Raw genomic sequence first — 18,662 nt, forward strand, 5'->3', positions numbered from 1 at the left:
AGAATAATTCAGGTGAATTTATTTGAAATAAAAACCTTAAAAGCGTTATTTTCACCCGATAAAATCCCCATCAAACAAGAGGAAGCTCATGTGAGCTTCCTCTTATAAAAATTGTGGGACAGCAGTGCTCAGAGGAGTCCTTTTTTATATGTTAAGAAAAATGTACTTAACTGACTAAGCCCTTTTGCATAATCCGAATTTTTACATCTAGCACGTCATCTTTAACCTGTTGCTGATAGGCTTGCATATGTGGAGTCTGTAAATGTGCATTTAAATGTTCAAGACTTTGCCACTGTTCTAGCATGGTAATTGAATCCGGAATTTTGGTCTGATAATCAACGTCCAATTCATGATCCATCAGCAACTCATAGCCATGACAGCCCGGTTCCTGCAAAACAACAGGTGTTATTTTTCTAAATGCATTTAATACATTTTCACGATGCTGGTCACCTGGGCGAATCTGAATATAGGCAATCACAATCAACATAACCTGCTCCTTAAACAACCGATCAATTAAGCAAAAATATCCATCAGATGTTGACGATAGTCATGTTCGTACTGAGCAACATTGGGTATTTTAATCACATCATTCACAATGAAAGTCTCTAAACTTTGCATACCCAAAAATTGATTGGCTTTATGAAAGGGTAGATATACCCCGTCGACCCCAACACCATGAAAAAATTGCTCAGGATCATTAAACGCTTCGATGGGTGCATTCCAAGTTAAGGATAGCATATACTTTTTATCGTGGATGAGGCCACCTGAACCATATTTTTTCGATGCATCCGAACGTGATCGGCCATCGCTGGCATATAAAATGCCATGACCTGCCGTAAAAATATCATCCATATATTTTTTTACTGTCCACGGCGCACCCATCCACCATCCCGGCATTTGATAGATAATGATATCGGCCCAGACATATTTTTGAATTTCCTGCTGAATTTCATAGTCGCTATCGGCACGGGAAATTTTAACGCTATGCCCCAGTTCACCAAGCACAGCATTTGCCAATTCAGTCAAGGTGTCATTTAACTCGCCACTCGAGTGTGCAAACTGCTTGGCACCATTCACAATCAGGATATTACTCATTTATTCGCCTTGAATCATATATTTTCATAAGGCCAATATACTCAAAGATCTTATTGATAAAAATTCATGAATTTGCAAAATACTATTGATAAAAAATCAACAATAAAACCATAGATCATCCCACATCCAACCAATTTTTAAACCTGAAAAAAGCACCTAAAGGTGCTTTTTAAATCAATATAAAAAATTAAGGAATGAGACCTTCATCCCGCATAGCAATCTGTACTGACTGACGTTCTGCCACTTTATTACGCAAGGCAACAATGTTCTTGTATGGCATTAAGTCATGTTCAATACCATTCGACCAGTTGGTTAATACGAATAGATACGCATCTGCCGGGCCAAAGTTATCATCCACCAGATAATCATTATCCGACTCGCCAATCACTTTATCGATATAAGTCAATAAACGGTCGATTTCTGCATAAGCTTTTTCTTTTGCTTCTTTCTCCAAGGGAGCACCAAAGAAAACCGCATAAGCATCATGTAATTCTGAGTTTAAATATCCCAACCATTCGAGAACTTTGGCACGTCCTAGCCCGGATGGCGGAATCAAATCTTGTTTAGGGTCGTGCTGAGCAAGGAAAGGTAAAATGGCAACGTTTTCAGTAAGGATCAAACCTGGATTAATTTCTAGAGCTGGAACATAACCTTTAGGATTAATCTCGTAATAATCAGCCCCTTTTTCTGTCTTGTGTGTTTTTAAATCAACGCGTTCCAAGTCAAAATCTACATTAATTTCATTCAAAATAATGTGAGACGCTAAAGAGCATGCACCTGGAGAATAATAAAGCTTCATACCTGATCCTTGTTATATGTCTATTCACTGTTTTAAATGGCTTCTAACAAACTTTCAAGTGATCAAACCTGTAAATTGCAAAAAAGCGTAAATATATAAAAATCATTTACCTTCTGAATATTGTCTAAATTTCGCATATTTTCAAGTCAAATTCATATGCTTTTTTGACTGAACTTGTTTTACCATACGCACCTTTAAAATTTGATGAAATCAATTCGTGTGATTAACCTTAAAAAAGAACAATGGTTTTCCAATATCCGTAGCGATGTGTTGGCCGGATTGGTGGTTGGTTTAGCCTTAATTCCCGAATCTATTGCTTTTTCGGCTATCGCTGGTGTTGACCCGCAAGTAGGCTTATATGCCTCTTTCTGTATAGCGGTAACGATTGCTTTCTTTGGCGGTCGTCCTGCCATGATTTCTGCGGCTACAGGTGCCCTGGCCTTGCTAATGATTACCTTAGTGAAAGATTATGGACTGCAATATTTACTGGCAGCGACGATTTTAACCGGCATCATTCAAGTCATTGCAGGCTATTTTAAAGTCGCAAAACTGATGCGCTTTGTCTCGCAGTCTGTGGTGTATGGTTTTTTAAATGCTCTCGCCATTTTGATTTTTGCCGCACAACTGCCGGAAATTAATAAAATGGATAGCTTAGGCTATTTATTTATGGTGCTGGGACTAGGCATTATTTACCTGTTTCCTTATCTGCCCAAAATTGGCAAAACCATTCCCTCTCCTTTAGTCTGTATTGTTGTGCTGAGTGCTTTAGCAGTATTTTTGGGTGCCGACATGCGTACTGTCAGTGATTTGGGACAGTTCCCCGATACTTTGCCAATTTTCCTGATTCCAGACATTCCGCTGAACTTTGAAACACTACAGATCATCTTTCCTTATTCCATCACCCTTGCTACGGTCGGTTTACTGGAAACCATGATGACCACCACGGTGATTAATGAAGTCACCGGAACGGAGGCTGACCGCCATCAAGAATGTCGTGGCCAAGGAATTGCCAATATTGTCAGCGGTTTTATGGGCGGTATGGCTGGTTGTGCCATGATCGGCCAGTCGATTATTAACGTTTCTTCAGGTGCACGTACCCGACTGTCGACTTTGGTGGCTGGGGTATTTTTACTCTGCCTGGTCGTTTTCTTCAAAGACTGGTTAGCTTATGTGCCGATGGCAGCATTGGTAGCGATTATGGTGATGGTGGCCTTCACCACTTTCCAGTGGGATTCAGTGAAACAGTTCCGTCAGCATCCGGCTGCATTTAATGTGGTGATGATTGCTGTGGTGATTGTAGTACTGGCAACGCATAACCTGGCTTTAGGCGTGTTGACTGGTGTACTGCTGTCTGCGCTGTTTATTATCAACAAGCTGGAAAGTGCGGTGAAAGTCGTATCCAGCTGTACGGGGGAGATGCGTCATTACACCATTTATGGTCAGATTTTCTTTAGCAGTTCCGAAAAATTTTTCCAGTTTTTTGACTTTAAAGAAAATATTTCCAAAGTTGTGATTGATCTGAGTCATGCCCATGTCTGGGATATTACTTCAGTGAATATGCTGAATAACGTGGTGCAAAAATTTAAAGATCAAAATATTGAGGTTGAAGTGATAGGCCTGAATGAGGCCAGCAGTACCTTGATTGATCAATACAATCAATCCTGATGAAAGATAAACAGCTTTCATGTTCTTTTATTTTTAAAGCTGCTTTTAGCGACCGAAAAAACCGAGAAAAGTTTGACTTGTTAGGCGCAGGACTTAAAATACCGCATTCGAATTTTTTACATTTGCCAAAGTTATGTCGAACGATCAATTAGACCAGCAAGTCGTAGAGCTGGACAACTTGAATGAACATCGCGAAATTGTCACTTTTATGCGCCGTTCATCTCCGCTGAATACCTCTCAACGTACTGCGCTTGAACAATATGGTCAGCTAATTTTGGAATATCCGGTGGGTGATTTGCGTCAGCATTTTGAACATCCTGAACGCCCACTTACGGTGGAAATTGGTTTTGGTATGGGTCGTTCACTGGTACTCATGGCAAAAGCCAATCCTGAACGCAACTATGTCGGCATTGAAGTCCATGTTCCGGGTATCGCACAATGTGTGTATGAAGCCGGTATGGCAGGCTTAACTAACTTACGTTTATTGGATGCCGATGCCATTCAGGTGCTTCGTGAAATGCCAGACAACAGCATTAATGCCATTCAGCTGTATTTTCCTGATCCTTGGCAAAAGAAACGTCATTTCAAACGTCGCTTTGTATCGCATGACCGTATGCCACTGGTGGAACAGAAACTGGAAATGGGCGGGACTTTCCACTCAGCAACCGATTGGGAACCTTATGCTGAATGGATGCTGGACGTTTTAGATAACCGTCCAAACCTTGAAAATATGGCCGGCAAAGGCAACAGCTATCCACGTCCAGACTGGCGCCCACAAACCAAATTTGAACGTCGCGGTTTAGAGGAAGGTCATAAAATTAACGACTTCCTGTTCAAGAAAATCAAATAACCTTAATCGACAGAATAAAAAAATGGCTCATATCAATGAGCCATTTTTTATACTCAAAGTTTAAGCTTTTATCGCCATATAACCTTGATAGGATAAAATCTGGGTAAACCGCTGCACAGCATCGAAACCACTCGCTTTCAGTTGTTCAAAAGTTTCCTGCTCCGATAATGGATAAAAATCATCCTCCATGCGTTCTACCATGGCAGCAGCTTGTGCGGGGGTCAAACCATTGGCTTCGCAAATCTGTTTTAATGTTTCCAGCTCATAGACCGAGTTTATTTTGGTTAAGTCAAAAGTTATGAATATTCCTTGCGATTTTAAATGCGAAGAAATAGCCTTAAAGAACTTGGGCTTATCTGCATAATTGACAAAATGCGTCACCAGAATGGAAAGTACTGCATCATAGGATGGGCCCGTTTTTAACTGGTCTACCTCACCCAATACAAATTCCACCCGATGTGATGCATTTAAGGTGTGGATATGATGTCTGGCTTTATCCAGCATGTTTTGCGACAACTCTGTTGCGGTAAAGGTCCAGTCAGGAAACAACTGGACCAGATGACCCAGCTCATAGCCCGTACCACAACCGACAATCAGCACATGCGCATACTCATCCACATAAGCTTTTAATAAAGCTGTAATTTGCTGATGTACCACTTCATAACCAGGAATGAGCTTACGGATGTGTAAATCATAACCATCTACCACATACTGGCTATTAAAATCCTTTGCCATAAGTGCCTCCCTTTACAATGCATGGCCTAAATTTATTTAAGTTTAAGTGACTCATCAGGATGATGCGATTGCAAAATCTGTTGACTCATCAGATTGTAAATATTTTTCAAATCTTCCCGTTTGGCATCATCCAGCATCTGTTGATGCATATTCAGGATATTTTGATCTCCCCGCATTGCAGGCCCGGTCTGCATCTGCTTAGGGTCATGCTGTACAGCTTTATGGGCGGTTTCCAAAATTAACGGGTAAAGCAGCGAGAAATCGACTTGCTGTGCATCGACCACCTGCTTCGCCATGTCATAACAATAATTGCTGAAATTACAGGCAAATACAGCCGCCAAATGCAGACTTAAACGTTGCGCCGATGAATATTGATAGACTCGTGAACTTAAGCTATTTGCTAGATTGGTCAATTGCGCCAGATCATTCTGCTGGACTGCTTCCACAAACAATGGCGTGGCCTGCCAATCTACTTCTCGGGCCAGGCTAAAAGTTTGTAAAGGATAAAATACTCCGGCACGTGGATGAACCTCTGCCAGAACTTGAATATCGGTACTGCCTGAGGTATGCACAATCAAGACATCGGCTAATTGTGCATGCACCTGTTGAATGACCTCAGCAATTACTTGATCGCTCACTGCAATAATCACCAAATCCACATCTGCTTGAAGTTCTGCAATATTGACTATTGCCTGTGCAGTGACCTGACTTGCCAAAGTCTGGGCATGTTCTAAAGTCCGGCTATAGATCTGTACAATTTGATGATTTTGGCTTAAAACAGCAGCCAGATGATGCGCCACGCGTCCCGCACCAATAAAACTAATTCGCATAGCTAAGTTCACGTTTTACAATTCTGTACAAGCATGCCAATAATAAAAGGACGAATCAATTCGTCCTTTTATTTAATTGCAATTCAATATGTATGGATAAGTGTACTTTTTTTAAACCGAGATAAAGTTGACCTTTCACTTATTACTGCTTATTTACACCCTGCTCATCCACTTCACGCACCACACCTGTTTCGGTATTTAATACTTCAAACTCAATACGGCGATTTTTAAACTGTCCTTCAGGCGTTGCATTATCCGCTACAGGTTGTTCCGAACCATACCCTACTGCTTGCAACTGCGACGAATCAACACCCTGTTTGACCAGGTAATCTACAATGGCTTGAGCACGTTTTTGTGATAATGCTTTATTCGCCTCAGCATTACCTACGGCATCTGTATGCCCTTTTACTGTTAATTGAACTTGTGGCGCGCGTTTAATCAATGCAGCAGCCTGATCCAGAATCGATTTATTGGCATCTGGAATCTCGGCACTTGCGGTAGCAAAATTTATAATCTGCATATTCAGTGCGGTTGCAATATCCAGTGCACGAATCTGCTCTGGATTAATTTCCGCCAATGCTTGTTCTGAATTGCTATTTCCGGTAGCAATGGCACTATCGGGATTTACAACTGCTGATGCACTCTGCATTCCAGCCGGAGTCAGCACAGTCATGTTTTTCGCTAGAGGACGAATTTGAGCTGCAAGCTGTTCAGCATCCGCCGGATGAGCAGTCTGAATGGAGAGCTGATCTCCCATCCAGGTTAATGAGACATTAGGTACACCTTTGAGCAGTTTCAATACGCTTGGAATGACATCCTGATCGATAAATTCTGAATGATAACGACTATTGTTTTCTACACCACAACCGATGTTGTGATTAAAAATCTGTTTAATTTCTTGTTGTAAAATATCAATATAATTTGCATTGCCGGAATAGAGCTGACATGTGGTTAAATCTCCTGTCGAACCGGTACTTAACTGTAATTTTGCCGGTTCACTACTCGCAGTTTCAGCAGGTATGCCACTTGCTGGACTGATCTGTTTTTTATCTGAACACGACTTAAAAATAAATGCTAATAGCACAGCTAAAATAAGGAAAACAATCAAGGGAATTAAAAAGCCTGATTTCCTTTTTCCCTCAGTGACCCGATAAGGGTCAACGGGTGGCGCTTGATGTAGACTTTGCCCTGATGCCGTACTGATTCCTAAAGCACTGAGGAGTGCAGGAGCCCAATGTGGCAAGGCACTGGTTACAGCAGGCCAATGGCTTTCAATCAGATGGGTAATCGCACCGGGTTCGGAAGATCCAGCCTCATTTTCCAATACCCCCAAGGTGGGTGCTATAGAACGATTGAGAGTTGATTCGATTGTTTCGGTCGGTACCGTGCCGGAAACCTGTTGCAAAAACTCCTGCTTTAAAGAGGGGTTGATGTTGAAGATATCGCCCAGTCTTGGATTTAATTGATTCTGTAAATTTATAATAAACTCGGGTTTAGATTTGAAGATAGATAACAAAATGGGGATAAAACTACTTAAGGCCTGACTTTTCTCACTCAGGTATTCGGTTTCACCCTCCAAAACCGTTGCAGATACTTTCTGCTTTAATAAATCAATCAAATTAAGATTCATGGCTTATTCCTCTTATTGTCTTTTTATCATGTCCTTTTTTAGTCTATTCGTTCATTTTTTAGTCAGTGTAATAAATTGTATTATTTGAATACTATTATTTTTCAATAATAAAAAAGCCAGCCGAAGCTGACTTTCTTAAATTTTACATTCAATCTAATCGCTTAAGCCGCAAAAGTTTTAATCACTTTACCCACCACTTTCTGGTTAATCAGCGGGGTATTTTTACCTTGAGACACGATGCTTTCTTTGCTGACTGTCCACTCAAGTTGAGGATCAAGCAAAGCCCAGCCCGCTTCTTCAGTCCAGCGTTCTAGCATGTTTGCTACTTTTGCCGGTGCAACGGTAACTTTTTCCACCCACTCCAAAGGCTCAAATAAACCTTCATTGATGAGTTGAATACCAAAAGGTACAAATGTATCAAATGCAGTAAAACCTGGTTGGGTTTCAGCAAATGGCGCCATTTTTGCAGAACTGCTCAGTGGTTCATGGTGAGTCGTAATCGCATCAATGATGCCATCTTTCACACCCTGACGCAGCAAGTTCTTGTCTTGCTCGGAACGTAAAGGCGGACGTACATGAGCAAGTGAATTGAAGCCATCAATCAGCTGATCGGTCAGATGTAACTGGTGCATAGCCACATCACAAGTTACTGGCAAACCTTTTTCTTTTGCAATACGAATCAGTTCCACAGAAGCACCGCAAGACAATAAGCCGAAGTGAGCACGGACTTTAGTCGCTTCAATCATCAGCAGATATTTTGCAATCGCAACGGTTTCAGCCAAAGCTGGAATCATCGGCAAGCCCTGACGTGAAGCAATAAAGCCTTCATGCACACAACCGTCTTTGGCAATTTGTGGTTCTTCCGCATAGAACACGACGGTCATATTCAGCCCAGCAGCATACTCCAGGGTACGAATCACTACATCATCATCGGCAAACGGTGCATTGGCATTGGAAACTGCAGTACAGCCACCCTTTTTCAGACTCGCCATATTGGCAGGTTGATTGCCTTTCAAACCTTGCGTTTGTGCACCAATCACCTGCAAATAAATGCCACCATCCAGCATGGCTTTTTCCACCAGACCATGAATTAAAGCACCATTGTCTTGTACGATCGGTTTTGAGTCTGGTGGGGTAAACACATGCAGAATACCGTTTTCACGGGCAGCTTTGCCTTCAGACTTTAAAGTCCCATGCTGCTGCTGACCCGGTTCACGTAAACGCGCGCACAGATCCACCATAGTTGGCATCAGCCATTTACCTTGCCCGTTAATCGTTTCAGTGACATTAGCAGTTTCAGCAACTCGTTTGCCATTTTCAATATATACAGTCTGTACGCTGTCGGTTTTATTGATGGGGTCCAAGACACGTACATTTTCAATTTTTACAATACTCATGACTTTCCCTTATCCCGCAACCGCTTCTAACAAACCTTTTTCTTGCAACTGACCTTGCATTGCCAGAGCCAATACCGCCATACGTACTGCAATACCGTTGGTCACCTGATGCAGAATCACTGACTGGGTGCCATCGGCAATACTGGAATCAATTTCCACACCACGGTTCATTGGGCCTGGATGCATCACGATGCAATCCGGTTTTGCCATAGCCAGACGCTCTTTGTTCAGACCGTACATTTTGTAAAATTCAGCTTGTGAAGATAAAGCGGGTGAATCAATACGTTCGTTTTGAATACGCAGGGTAATGATCACGTCGCAATCTTTAATGCCTTCTTCCATGTTGTTAAATAAACGGACACCTTCGCCATATTCAGCAAAACCATAAGGCAGCAAGGTATTTGGCGCAATCACACGGATATCTTTACAGCCTAAAGTTTGCAGTGCCGCAACATCTGAACGTGCTACACGTGAATGCTTGATGTCACCAATAATGGCAATGCTGATATCTTCAAAATTCTTTTTGGTTTCACGGCGAATGGTCAGCATGTCCAGCATCGCTTGTGTCGGATGTGCATGACGGCCATCACCGGCATTAATAATGGCAACATTCGGGCAGACATCTTTGGCAATAAAATGCGGCGCACCTGAAGATGAATGACGCACCACAAAAATGTCGGTTGCCATGGCTTCCAGATTCCACAAGGTGTCACGCAGGGTTTCGCCTTTAGAGGTACTAGAACGCGCAATATCAATGTTGAGCACATTGGCAGACAAACGCTTTGCTGCAGCTTCAAAAGTGGTACGGGTACGGGTAGAGTTCTCGAAAAACAGGTTCATCACCGTACGACCTTCGAGAAGATTATTGGTAATCAGCTGATTTTGGTCATTAAAAAAGGACTGCGCAGTGTCCAATATTTTTGTGAGTGTTTCTTTAGAAAGACCCTCGATGGTGAGGAAGTGTTTTAAGTTACCATCTTGGTTGAGTTGAATCTGGCTCGGAGTATGCAATGCCGCCAAGTGCATGAGAGATTCCTTATACGTTAAGTCAACGTATTATACAGAGTTTAAGCGATTTAAATAGTTCAGCTTGATCTTACTTGTCTAAAAAGCAGCTCGGTATTTGGAATAAAAAATATAATTCCCATTTAATTTTTCAATAAGATAAATTAACCATTCAATGATTTAGCCATCTGATTTTTAAAATAAAAACAGGTAACTCAGCCTGATTCCGAGTTACCCTAGACAACTAACGTAGAGCCCCAATGTAGCGGTTTGCCCCTTGTGCACGCTCTATATCTTCTTGAGTGGGTTCAACCGAAATTAATTCTTCATGTTGGGTGAACTGAATTTCATTTTCAGGCTCTTCATCAGTTTTTAGTCCCAGCACTTTAGTCAAACGTTCAACTAGGCGAAGTAATTCAGGGTCTTGTGTCTGTTTCGCCATTGCCACCACATGTTCGGCATATTCGACATTCTCTGTAAGATAGCTTGCATCAATCACACGCCCTGATACCCGTCTTAACCGTGCATAAATAAGTGTTGCCACTGAAAAAACTTCATTTGTAATGATTACACTTTCTGACATTTGTCATTCCCATCTCTAAAAAAGAAAGTGAGGCATCAAGTGCTCTTCTTGATCAAGCAGCCTCACTGGGCTATGCAGCAATATCTGTACCAATATCAAAAAAAGCTCACATGATTCAACATATGAGCTCTCTTAAAATGATGTTTTTATTATATTTTAGAATAGGCTAAAACTTACATGGCCTTCGTCAAAAACTTTTTTATTGGCATTATTTTCCTTCGAAAGACGAATCTGTTGATCTTCTCCATTTGTAAGTTCACGATCATCCTGTAAGTCTAAAAGCACTCGCAAACGTTCCACATAGCTGGCAAGCTCTGGATCCTTTGTCTCAAATGCAAGTGTGACCACATGATGTGCATAGGAACGATCCTGCATTAAATACATGACATCAATAACCCGGCTATTCACTTTCCTTAAGCGTGCATATAATAATGTCGCAACTGAAAAAATATCATCCTTTTTTGCTGTAATATTCACATTTTTCACTCAATAAAATCCATTCATTAAACTTTAAAACTTACTTTTAAGCGCAATGTAATTTTACATATCGTCTGAATTTTCAATTGGCTTTTTATTCCAACATTTAGAGCTTTTTATAATTAATACACTGACCTAAGTCGCTTGAAGTTTTCAAAATATAAAAAGTTTTCAGCACTAAAATAAGTTAAACTTATACAAGTTTTTATTTTATTTTTTCGGTCTCTCTATTTTATGAATACCTCTTCACGTTTAAGCAATTACTGGGTCACCTGTGCAGATGGTCTTGAAACCTTACTCCGCGAGGAAATTGAAGGTTTAGGTGTTCAAAATATTGAACAGTTACCGGGTCGTTTGATTTTCAAAGGCACACTGGCAGATGCATACCGTATTTGCATGTGGTCTCGTTTGGCTTCACGTGTTTTAACCCCTATTCATGTTCATGAACTTGAATTTACCCATGACGCACGTGATGTTGCAGAAGAGCTCTATGAAGGTGCAATCAACTTTGACTGGTCACTCATTTTCGCACCACAAAGTACATTTGCCATTCGTTTACATGTAGAACGTGAAATCAAGGTCAATACACAATTCGCAACTTTACGGGTAAAAGATGGTGTGGTGGATTCCTTTATGGAAGCTGTGGGTAAACGCCCAAGTATCGACATCAAACAGCCAGAAATTACCCTCTATGTACTTGCTGGTAAAACTGCGCATACCTATTGTCTGGATTTATCTGGCGATTCCTTACATAAACGTGGCTATCGTCATTACATGACCGATGCGCCGATTAAAGAAAATCTTGCGGCAGCCATTCTGCAAAAAGCCCAATTAAAAAAACGTAATCCCGATATTATTCTCGACCCGATGTGTGGTTCAGGGACCTTTATCATTGAATCATTGATGATGCTGACTGACCGTGCTCCTGGCCTGGTACGTCGCTTTGGCTTTAATGGCTGGAATGGTCACGACCATGAACTGTGGATGTCAATTAAGGCAGAAGCCGCAGAACGCCATCAAACAGCATTGCAACAACAGCCTTTACCGCAGTTTTATGCCTATGATGCAGACTGGGAAGCAGTCAAGGCCACCAAGCAAAACATCATTGCAGCCGGTTTTGAAAAGCTGCTTGACCATATCAAAATTGAAGAGCGCACGCTGGCTGATTGGCCTGATTTCAAGGCTGAAGGCAAAACCTCATTTATTGTCACCAACCCGCCTTATGGTGAGCGTTTAGGTGACAAAGCCTCTAACCGTGCCTTATATTTAGGTTTATCTGCCCTGCTACAAAAGAACTTCCCGAACCAGTATGCTGCGGTAATTGCTGCGCAGGTTGAACAAGCCGACGTGCTGGCATTCAATGAACCGCAAATTCTGCGTTTGATGAATGGTAAACTGCCGATTTATGTACGTTTCGGCATTATTAAGCCTGCACCAGTATCAGAACCGTTCTTGGCTCACTGGCAACCGCAGCAATTCGAGCCGATTGAAGGTGCTCAGGACTTTACCAACCGTCTGCAAAAAAACATGCAGAATCTAAAAAAATGGGCAGTAAAAGAAAACATTTACTGTTTGCGTTTATATGATGCCGATTTGCCTGACTTTAATGTTGCGGTAGATTTATATGGTGACCGTTTACATGTGCAAGAATATGCACCACCAAAAACCATCGATCCGGAAAAAGCTAAAAAGCGTTTTAATCTTGCTTTACAAGCCATTCGTGCAGTGACCGGTTTAGGTCGTGATGCCATTTTCATTAAAACCCGTGCACGTCAGGAAGGTAAAAACCAGTACACTAAACAGAGTACTGCGTCTAAACGTTTTATCGTACAGGAAGGCAAAGCCAAAATTTTAGTCAACTTGACGGATTATCTGGATACCGGCCTGTTTCTGGATCATCGTCAAATGCGCTTGCGTATTGCAGCAGAAGCGAAAGGAAAGCATTTCCTCAACCTGTATAGTTATACCTCTACAGCAAGCCTACACGCAGCTTTAGGGGGCGCTGCCAGTACCACCAGTGTCGATTTATCCAACACTTACCTGAACTGGTCCAAAGAAAACTTTGTCTTGAACGGTTTAACCGTAGATCATGCCGATGAACAACACCAGTTCTTTGCCAGTGACTGTTTTGAATGGCTAAAAGAAGGTCATGAACAATATGACCTCATTTTTATCGATCCGCCAACCTTCTCGAATTCGAAAAAGTTTTATGGTACCTTTGATGTACAACGTGACCATTTATCCCTCATCAAGCGTGCCATGAACCGCCTGACTACAGAAGGAACTTTATACTTTTCGAATAACTATCGTGGTTTCGAGATGGATGAAGAAATTCTGGCGTTCTTTGATGTTCAGGAAATTACCAATGAAACCATTGGACCAGACTTTAAACGTAATACCAAAATCCACCGTGCATGGAAAATTCAACATCCACAAAATGGCTAATATATTTTAGATACTGCACTAACTAAAAAGGCTGCCTATCTGGCAGCCTTTGTTTTTACATATGTTAATTTAAAAATTTCTTTTCACCGTATTTATATTCAATACCGATTTTTAAGATATCACCTTCCCGTTTCGCTTGCAGCGTCTGCTGCATACCATCCAGCATTTGCTCAAGTTCCTGGTCAGATAAGGTTTTACCGCCCTGTTGCAGATAGTTTTTCATGATGGTTTTCATGATCTGTTTATCATATTCAAGATTGGCCTGATATTCGACCAGATTCGGTGCCATTTTAACCAAACTTTCAAAAGAGGATTGATGCCCCGGCATCACCTTTCCTGTCAGGCTGGCTTTGGCATAACCCTCACCCACCTTAATTTGATTATTCTGCGATTCAAAAGCAAAACCGTCATTTACAATGGCCAGGAAACTGCTCACCATATCCTGATTGAGTTCTTCTTTTGCTATACATGCTGCACTACTTTTTTCCAATAAATCAAAAAAATTCTGCACTTTTTGTCGATTAAGATCAGTCAGCTTAAAATTCATTTCAAAATCATGAAAACTAGGAGTTTTATACATGGTCATTTCATCAATTTTGACCTGAGTATCAAAAGCAACCTTGGTTTTATCGAGCTGAGTATTTACCCGCAAAGCAAAGCCTTTTAATTCACCACTGCCAAACTGCTGTACATTTCGATCCGTACGCTGAATTGAAGCAATATTTAAACGAGCTTCCCCCTCCTTCAGAACCGTGTTTAAGCCATGATTGCTTTCAAACTCTAAATCGCGCATCTGCATCTGGCCCAACTTATCATTCACCGTCATATTCGGAATTTGAAATTTTACATTCAACACATCGAATTGATCATCTTTTGATTTGGCAAGCATTGTAAAAGTCATGGGATCAATGCGGGTTTGTATATCTGCATCATTTTTCTCATACACCGGAGTGACGAGTGAAGTATGCATTCTTCCCAACCAATCAATTTTTGTTTGAACCGTTAACGGTTGCTTCAGTAAACGTTGGAAGGTTGCATCACCTTGCTTTAGTGAGATTTTTGATTGAATCTGATAGCCATTCCAGCTGCGCTTGATTTTATCTTGACCGCTAATCATCAGGATATCTTTAGGCTTACAGGGATCAAGAGTAAATTCGGCCGTCCAGTCGGCAGAACCCTGCATCGCACCCATATTAAAATTTTTATACTGAATCGACATGAAATTTGATTTTTGAGACTGTTGATAATAGGAAGTTAAACTTTTGTCTGCATATAAATTCCCTCCTATGACCGCTGTTGCCAATACCACAATGCTTCCCAGACCCCAAGTTAATTTTGACATAGTATCTGCTCTAGATTTATATGTTTTTATTAAATAATAAGTATAATTAAATTTTTTAATAAAAGATAATTATTTTTTAATAATTAATAACTTATACACATAAAAAACCAAAAAAAACTTTAAAAATTATGTCAATTTTTTACCTAAAATTTCACTTTTTCGACTGAAATTGTCAGGCATAAAAAAACCCAGCCGAAGCCAGGTTTTTTTCTATTTACAGCAAATTAACTTAATTTCATTTTTTCAAATTCAAGATGACCATTTTCCCCTTTTACGAAAATGGTATCTCCTGGCAGAAAATCACCACTCAGGATTTTTTGCGCCAATGTATTTTCTACTTGTTGCTGGATAGCACGCTTCAATGGACGAGCACCATATACCGGGTCAAAACCGGCATCAATCAACTGATCAAATGCAGTGTCATCCACTGAAAGACGCATGTCTTTTTCGCTTAAACGTGCACGCAAACGGTCCAGCTGAATATCGGCAATACCACGAATTTGCGCTTTTTTCAGTGAATGGAACACCACCAGCTCATCAATACGGTTAATAAATTCTGGACGGAAGTGTTGAGATACAGCCGCCATCACCACTGCACGAACTTCATCATCAGTTGCGTTATCGCCCAATTCACGGACATCTTGCGAACCCAGGTTTGAAGTCAGCACAATCACCGTATTTTTAAAGTCCACCACACGACCTTGCGAGTCGGTTAAGCGGCCATCATCCAGTACTTGCAGCAAGATATTAAATACGTCTGGATGTGCTTTCTCCACTTCATCAAACAACACTACGCTATAAGGTTTACGGCGTACCGCTTCAGTCAAGATACCGCCCTCTTCATAACCGACATACCCCGGAGGCGCACCCACCAAACGGCTGACCGAATGTTTCTCCATGAACTCACTCATATCAATACGCACCATGGCATCATCACTGTCAAACAGGAAGTTGGCCAAGGCTTTGGTCAATTCGGTTTTACCCACCCCGGTTGGTCCGAGGAACAGGAATGAACCACTTGGACGGTTCGGATCAGACAATCCTGCACGTGAGCGACGTACTGCATTAGAGACTGCTACTACGGCTTCATCCTGCCCTACCACACGGTTATGCAGGAATTCTTCCATATGCAGCAATTTCTCGCGTTCACCTTGCAGCATTTTCGCTACAGGAATACCGGTTGCAGCACTGACCACTTCGGCAATTTCATTTTCCGTAACTTTGGTACGGATCAGTTTCGGTTCTTCACCATTTTCCTCAGCAACCTCTTCTGCAGCAAGACGTTTTTGTAATTCAGGAATAACCCCGTATTGCAAACGACTGGCTTCTGCCAAGTCACCTTCACGCTGGGCTTTTTCAAATGCGGTACGCGCTTTATCGAGTTCAACTTGCGCTTGGCTGGTGCCTTCAACCAGTCGTTTTTCAGCAATCCACTGTTCTTCCAGATCACTGTATTCTTTCTGTACTTCTTCGATCTGTTTTTCCAGATGGCTGACTTCTGCCTTGCTTACCGAATCTGCATCCTGTTTCACCGCTTCCAGCTGCATTTTCAATTGAATTAGGCGACGATCCAAACGATCGAGTGGCTCAGGTTTGGAATCAATTTCCATTTTAATCCGCGAAGCTGCCTCATCAATCAGGTCAATGGCTTTATCGGGCAATTGACGGTCAGTGATATAGCGGTGCGACATTTTCGCTGCGGCAATAATCGCTGAATCCAGAATCTGTACCCCGTGATGGGTCGCATATTTCTCTTTTAAGCCACGCAGAATTGCAATAGTATCTTCAACGCTTGGTTCATCGACCAATACTTTTTGGAAACGGCGTTCCAGTGCAGCATCTTTTTCAATGAACTGGCGGTATTCATCTAATGTGGTTGCACCAACACAGCGCAGCTCACCACGGGCCAATGCAGGTTTAAGCATATTGCCTGCATCCATGGCACCTTCGCCCTTACCTGCGCCCACCAGGGTATGTAATTCATCAATGAAGAGGATGATTTCGCCTTCATGTTTGGCCAAATCTTTCAGAACTGCTTTTAATCGCTCTTCAAACTCACCGCGATATTTTGCACCAGCCAGCAATGAACCCAAGTCCAAAGATAAAACCCGTTTACCTTTCAGGCCTTCCGGAACTTCACCGTTGACAATGCGTTGTGCCAAGCCTTCCACAATTGCCGTTTTACCCACTCCAGGCTCGCCAATCAGTACCGGATTATTTTTGGTACGGCGTGACAAGACCTGAATGGTACGTCGGATTTCTTCATCACGACCAATCACAGGGTCAAGTTTGCCGGACATGGCACGTTCAGTTAAGTCTATGGTGTATTTATTAAGTGAATCACGTTGATCTTCATGGGTATTACTCATGACTTTTTCGTCACCTCGAATTTTTTCAATCGCTTTGCGTAAGCTTTCAGTAGTTACGCCGACATTATTTAATAAAGTTTTGGTTGCACCAGTTTCCGCTAAAGCGAGTAGCACCCAGTCGGTAGATAAAAACTCATCCCCGGCTTTTTGGGCATAGCTGTCCGCCAGATTTAAAGCCCGTACCGCTTCAGGATTTAAGTTGATGTCCCCAGTTGGATTAGCGATGGTCGGCGCATCTTGAAGCGCTTGCTGCACTTTGGTTTGCAGATCACGCAGATTTGCTCCGGCTTGCTGAAACAGGCTGATATTGGCAGGCTCTTCCAGTAACACAGATAAAATGTGAATACCTGAGATGGCAGTATGGTCTTTACCCATGGCCAGAGACTGAGCATCTGATAAGGCTTGCTGCAAGCGATTTGTAAATTTTTCAAAACGCATTCTTATTTTTCCTCACAACAAATTTTGTACTTGGATAATAGATGGGAATGGCTTGATATTTTTCAATAACATTTTTAAAAAATATTTTTAATTTTCAACAACTAAACCAAATTAATATAAAGCTTGGATGTTAGTTATAATATGGGTGTTTAAGCTAATTTTTTCAAGCGTATTGTAATCATTTATGTATGAAATTCTCTTCCCTAGGCATTTTGTATCTTTTAATAAGGAATGGGATCATCAAAGCTTTTAAAAAACTATTGTGATTATGAATACATCAATCAGCTTGATGAATATTCTAGAAATGCATGTTTAGAAGACAGGATTCATCAAAAGTATAATGGGTTACTGTTGAATCCCTCTTAGAGTGAAATTCGTTTTTACTTTATACATTTTTAATTGTGATGCAGAATAAAAATGGCAATCCAAAAATGGATTGCCATCTGGATTTCATTATTCAACTTCAATAATTTCAAAATCGTGGCTAATTTCCACCCCACCATCCGATAACATTTTGCTTGCAGAACAGTATTTTTCAGCTGAAAGTTCAACTGCTTTAGCGACCTGTTTTTCTTTGACTGCTTTACCCGTTACCACAAAATGTAAATGGATTTTGGTAAACACGGCTGGGATGCTATCCGCACGTTCAGCTTTGAGCTGACATACAACATCCGTCACATCTTGGCGAGATTTCTTTAAAATAGTCACAATATCAAAGGAAGCACAGCCACCAAGTCCCATTAATATCAACTCCATAGGACGTGGTCCACGGTTTTGACCACCATATGCCTCGGCCCCATCCATTACAATTTGGTGACCACTTTCCGATTTTGCTTCAAAAGCAACATTCTCTAGCCAATGAACGCTTGTTTGCATTGCAACTACCTGAAAAAAACTATAAATTTACGACGTACCTGTACACTAACATAAATTGAGTTGATAAGGAATTTCAGCTCTTCTGTGTGACAAGTTCACTTTAGGTCTTGTGCGATCTATTAATTA

At 41.4% G+C, this 18,662-nt stretch carries 16 protein-coding genes; 3 read left to right on the forward strand and 13 right to left on the reverse strand.

Annotation, left to right across the window (positions count from 1 at the left end; genetic code table 11):
- Positions 1-166: 166 nt before the first annotated feature.
- The 3 genes from FTU91_RS08565 to FTU91_RS08575 form a co-directional block, all read right to left on the reverse strand.
- The gene (locus FTU91_RS08565) at positions 167-487 is read right to left on the reverse strand and encodes a putative quinol monooxygenase (RefSeq protein WP_180041793.1); all 321 of its coding nucleotides are present in this window, start codon (positions 485-487) and stop codon (positions 167-169) included.
- 26 nt (positions 488-513) lie between these two features.
- Positions 514-1,095, reverse strand: coding sequence for an NAD(P)H-dependent oxidoreductase (locus FTU91_RS08570; protein WP_180041795.1), 582 nt, complete (start codon positions 1,093-1,095; stop codon positions 514-516).
- A gap of 187 nt (positions 1,096-1,282) precedes the next feature.
- Complete coding sequence (locus tag FTU91_RS08575) at positions 1,283-1,894, reverse strand: glutathione binding-like protein (RefSeq protein ID WP_086195571.1); 612 nt, start codon at positions 1,892-1,894, stop codon at positions 1,283-1,285.
- Positions 1,895-2,113: 219 nt separating this feature from the next.
- Between FTU91_RS08575 and FTU91_RS08580 the strand changes: the two genes are divergently transcribed.
- Together FTU91_RS08580 and trmB are read left to right on the forward strand one after the other, a co-directional pair.
- The gene (locus FTU91_RS08580; protein WP_180041870.1) at positions 2,114-3,559 is read left to right on the forward strand and encodes a SulP family inorganic anion transporter; all 1,446 of its coding nucleotides are present in this window, start codon (positions 2,114-2,116) and stop codon (positions 3,557-3,559) included.
- Positions 3,560-3,692: 133 nt separating this feature from the next.
- Entirely contained in the window at positions 3,693-4,409 is a 717-nt protein-coding gene (gene trmB / locus FTU91_RS08585; protein WP_166166644.1) for a tRNA (guanosine(46)-N7)-methyltransferase TrmB, read from the forward strand.
- A gap of 60 nt (positions 4,410-4,469) precedes the next feature.
- On the opposite strand, the gene FTU91_RS08590 is transcribed toward trmB, so the two are convergent.
- From FTU91_RS08590 to FTU91_RS08620, 7 genes are all read right to left on the reverse strand, one after another.
- Entirely contained in the window at positions 4,470-5,144 is a 675-nt protein-coding gene (locus tag FTU91_RS08590; RefSeq protein WP_180041797.1) for a trans-aconitate 2-methyltransferase, read from the reverse strand.
- A gap of 32 nt (positions 5,145-5,176) precedes the next feature.
- Entirely contained in the window at positions 5,177-5,974 is a 798-nt protein-coding gene (locus FTU91_RS08595; RefSeq protein WP_180081816.1) for a Rossmann-like and DUF2520 domain-containing protein, read from the reverse strand.
- Positions 5,975-6,116: 142 nt separating this feature from the next.
- The gene (locus FTU91_RS08600) at positions 6,117-7,604 is read right to left on the reverse strand and encodes an OmpA family protein (protein ID WP_180041801.1); all 1,488 of its coding nucleotides are present in this window, start codon (positions 7,602-7,604) and stop codon (positions 6,117-6,119) included.
- A gap of 161 nt (positions 7,605-7,765) precedes the next feature.
- Positions 7,766-9,001 carry a dihydroorotase gene (locus FTU91_RS08605; RefSeq protein ID WP_180041803.1) on the reverse strand — a complete coding sequence of 412 codons (1,236 nt, stop codon included), beginning with the start codon at positions 8,999-9,001 and terminating at the stop codon, positions 7,766-7,768.
- Positions 9,002-9,010: 9 nt separating this feature from the next.
- The gene (locus tag FTU91_RS08610) at positions 9,011-10,027 is read right to left on the reverse strand and encodes an aspartate carbamoyltransferase catalytic subunit (protein ID WP_086195586.1); all 1,017 of its coding nucleotides are present in this window, start codon (positions 10,025-10,027) and stop codon (positions 9,011-9,013) included.
- A gap of 223 nt (positions 10,028-10,250) precedes the next feature.
- Complete coding sequence (locus FTU91_RS08615; protein ID WP_180041805.1) at positions 10,251-10,589, reverse strand: hypothetical protein; 339 nt, start codon at positions 10,587-10,589, stop codon at positions 10,251-10,253.
- A gap of 156 nt (positions 10,590-10,745) precedes the next feature.
- The gene (locus tag FTU91_RS08620; RefSeq protein ID WP_180081818.1) at positions 10,746-11,075 is read right to left on the reverse strand and encodes a hypothetical protein; all 330 of its coding nucleotides are present in this window, start codon (positions 11,073-11,075) and stop codon (positions 10,746-10,748) included.
- 225 nt (positions 11,076-11,300) lie between these two features.
- Between FTU91_RS08620 and rlmKL the strand changes: the two genes are divergently transcribed.
- Positions 11,301-13,511: a bifunctional 23S rRNA (guanine(2069)-N(7))-methyltransferase RlmK/23S rRNA (guanine(2445)-N(2))-methyltransferase RlmL gene (gene rlmKL / locus FTU91_RS08625; RefSeq protein WP_180041809.1), complete on the forward strand. Its 2,211-nt coding sequence runs from the start codon at positions 11,301-11,303 to the stop codon at positions 13,509-13,511.
- Between the two features lie 64 nt (positions 13,512-13,575).
- Here rlmKL and FTU91_RS08630 read toward each other — a convergent pair whose 3' ends face one another.
- From FTU91_RS08630 to FTU91_RS08640, 3 genes are all read right to left on the reverse strand, one after another.
- Positions 13,576-14,853 carry a DUF945 family protein gene (locus FTU91_RS08630; protein WP_180041811.1) on the reverse strand — a complete coding sequence of 426 codons (1,278 nt, stop codon included), beginning with the start codon at positions 14,851-14,853 and terminating at the stop codon, positions 13,576-13,578.
- Positions 14,854-15,077: 224 nt separating this feature from the next.
- On the reverse strand, positions 15,078-17,660 hold the full coding sequence (gene clpB / locus FTU91_RS08635; RefSeq protein WP_180041814.1) for an ATP-dependent chaperone ClpB: 2,583 nt from the start codon (positions 17,658-17,660) through the stop codon (positions 15,078-15,080).
- 453 nt (positions 17,661-18,113) lie between these two features.
- On the reverse strand, positions 18,114-18,536 hold the full coding sequence (locus tag FTU91_RS08640) for an OsmC family protein (protein ID WP_166166676.1): 423 nt from the start codon (positions 18,534-18,536) through the stop codon (positions 18,114-18,116).
- Positions 18,537-18,662: the final 126 nt, after the last annotated feature.

Source organism: Acinetobacter sp. YH12201, assembly GCF_013418145.1.
Classification (GTDB): domain Bacteria; phylum Pseudomonadota; class Gammaproteobacteria; order Pseudomonadales; family Moraxellaceae; genus Acinetobacter.

What these genes read in the sequence shown, in the direction of transcription:
- FTU91_RS08575 (WP_086195571.1), bottom strand. Translation starts at nt 1,894, where the DNA reads ATGAAGCTTTATTATTCTCCAGGTGCATGCTCTTTAGCGTCTCACATT.
- FTU91_RS08565 (WP_180041793.1), bottom strand. Translation starts at nt 487, where the DNA reads ATGTTGATTGTGATTGCCTATATTCAGATTCGCCCAGGTGACCAGCAT.
- FTU91_RS08570 (WP_180041795.1), bottom strand. Translation starts at nt 1,095, where the DNA reads ATGAGTAATATCCTGATTGTGAATGGTGCCAAGCAGTTTGCACACTCG.
- FTU91_RS08640 (WP_166166676.1), bottom strand. Translation starts at nt 18,536, where the DNA reads ATGCAAACAAGCGTTCATTGGCTAGAGAATGTTGCTTTTGAAGCAAAA.
- rlmKL (WP_180041809.1), top strand. Translation starts at nt 11,301, where the DNA reads ATGAATACCTCTTCACGTTTAAGCAATTACTGGGTCACCTGTGCAGAT.
- FTU91_RS08605 (WP_180041803.1), bottom strand. Translation starts at nt 9,001, where the DNA reads ATGAGTATTGTAAAAATTGAAAATGTACGTGTCTTGGACCCCATCAAT.
- trmB (WP_166166644.1), top strand. Translation starts at nt 3,693, where the DNA reads ATGTCGAACGATCAATTAGACCAGCAAGTCGTAGAGCTGGACAACTTG.
- FTU91_RS08630 (WP_180041811.1), bottom strand. Translation starts at nt 14,853, where the DNA reads ATGTCAAAATTAACTTGGGGTCTGGGAAGCATTGTGGTATTGGCAACA.
- FTU91_RS08615 (WP_180041805.1), bottom strand. Translation starts at nt 10,589, where the DNA reads ATGTCAGAAAGTGTAATCATTACAAATGAAGTTTTTTCAGTGGCAACA.
- FTU91_RS08590 (WP_180041797.1), bottom strand. Translation starts at nt 5,144, where the DNA reads ATGGCAAAGGATTTTAATAGCCAGTATGTGGTAGATGGTTATGATTTA.
- clpB (WP_180041814.1), bottom strand. Translation starts at nt 17,660, where the DNA reads ATGCGTTTTGAAAAATTTACAAATCGCTTGCAGCAAGCCTTATCAGAT.
- FTU91_RS08595 (WP_180081816.1), bottom strand. Translation starts at nt 5,974, where the DNA reads ATGCGAATTAGTTTTATTGGTGCGGGACGCGTGGCGCATCATCTGGCT.
- FTU91_RS08600 (WP_180041801.1), bottom strand. Translation starts at nt 7,604, where the DNA reads ATGAATCTTAATTTGATTGATTTATTAAAGCAGAAAGTATCTGCAACG.
- FTU91_RS08610 (WP_086195586.1), bottom strand. Translation starts at nt 10,027, where the DNA reads ATGCACTTGGCGGCATTGCATACTCCGAGCCAGATTCAACTCAACCAA.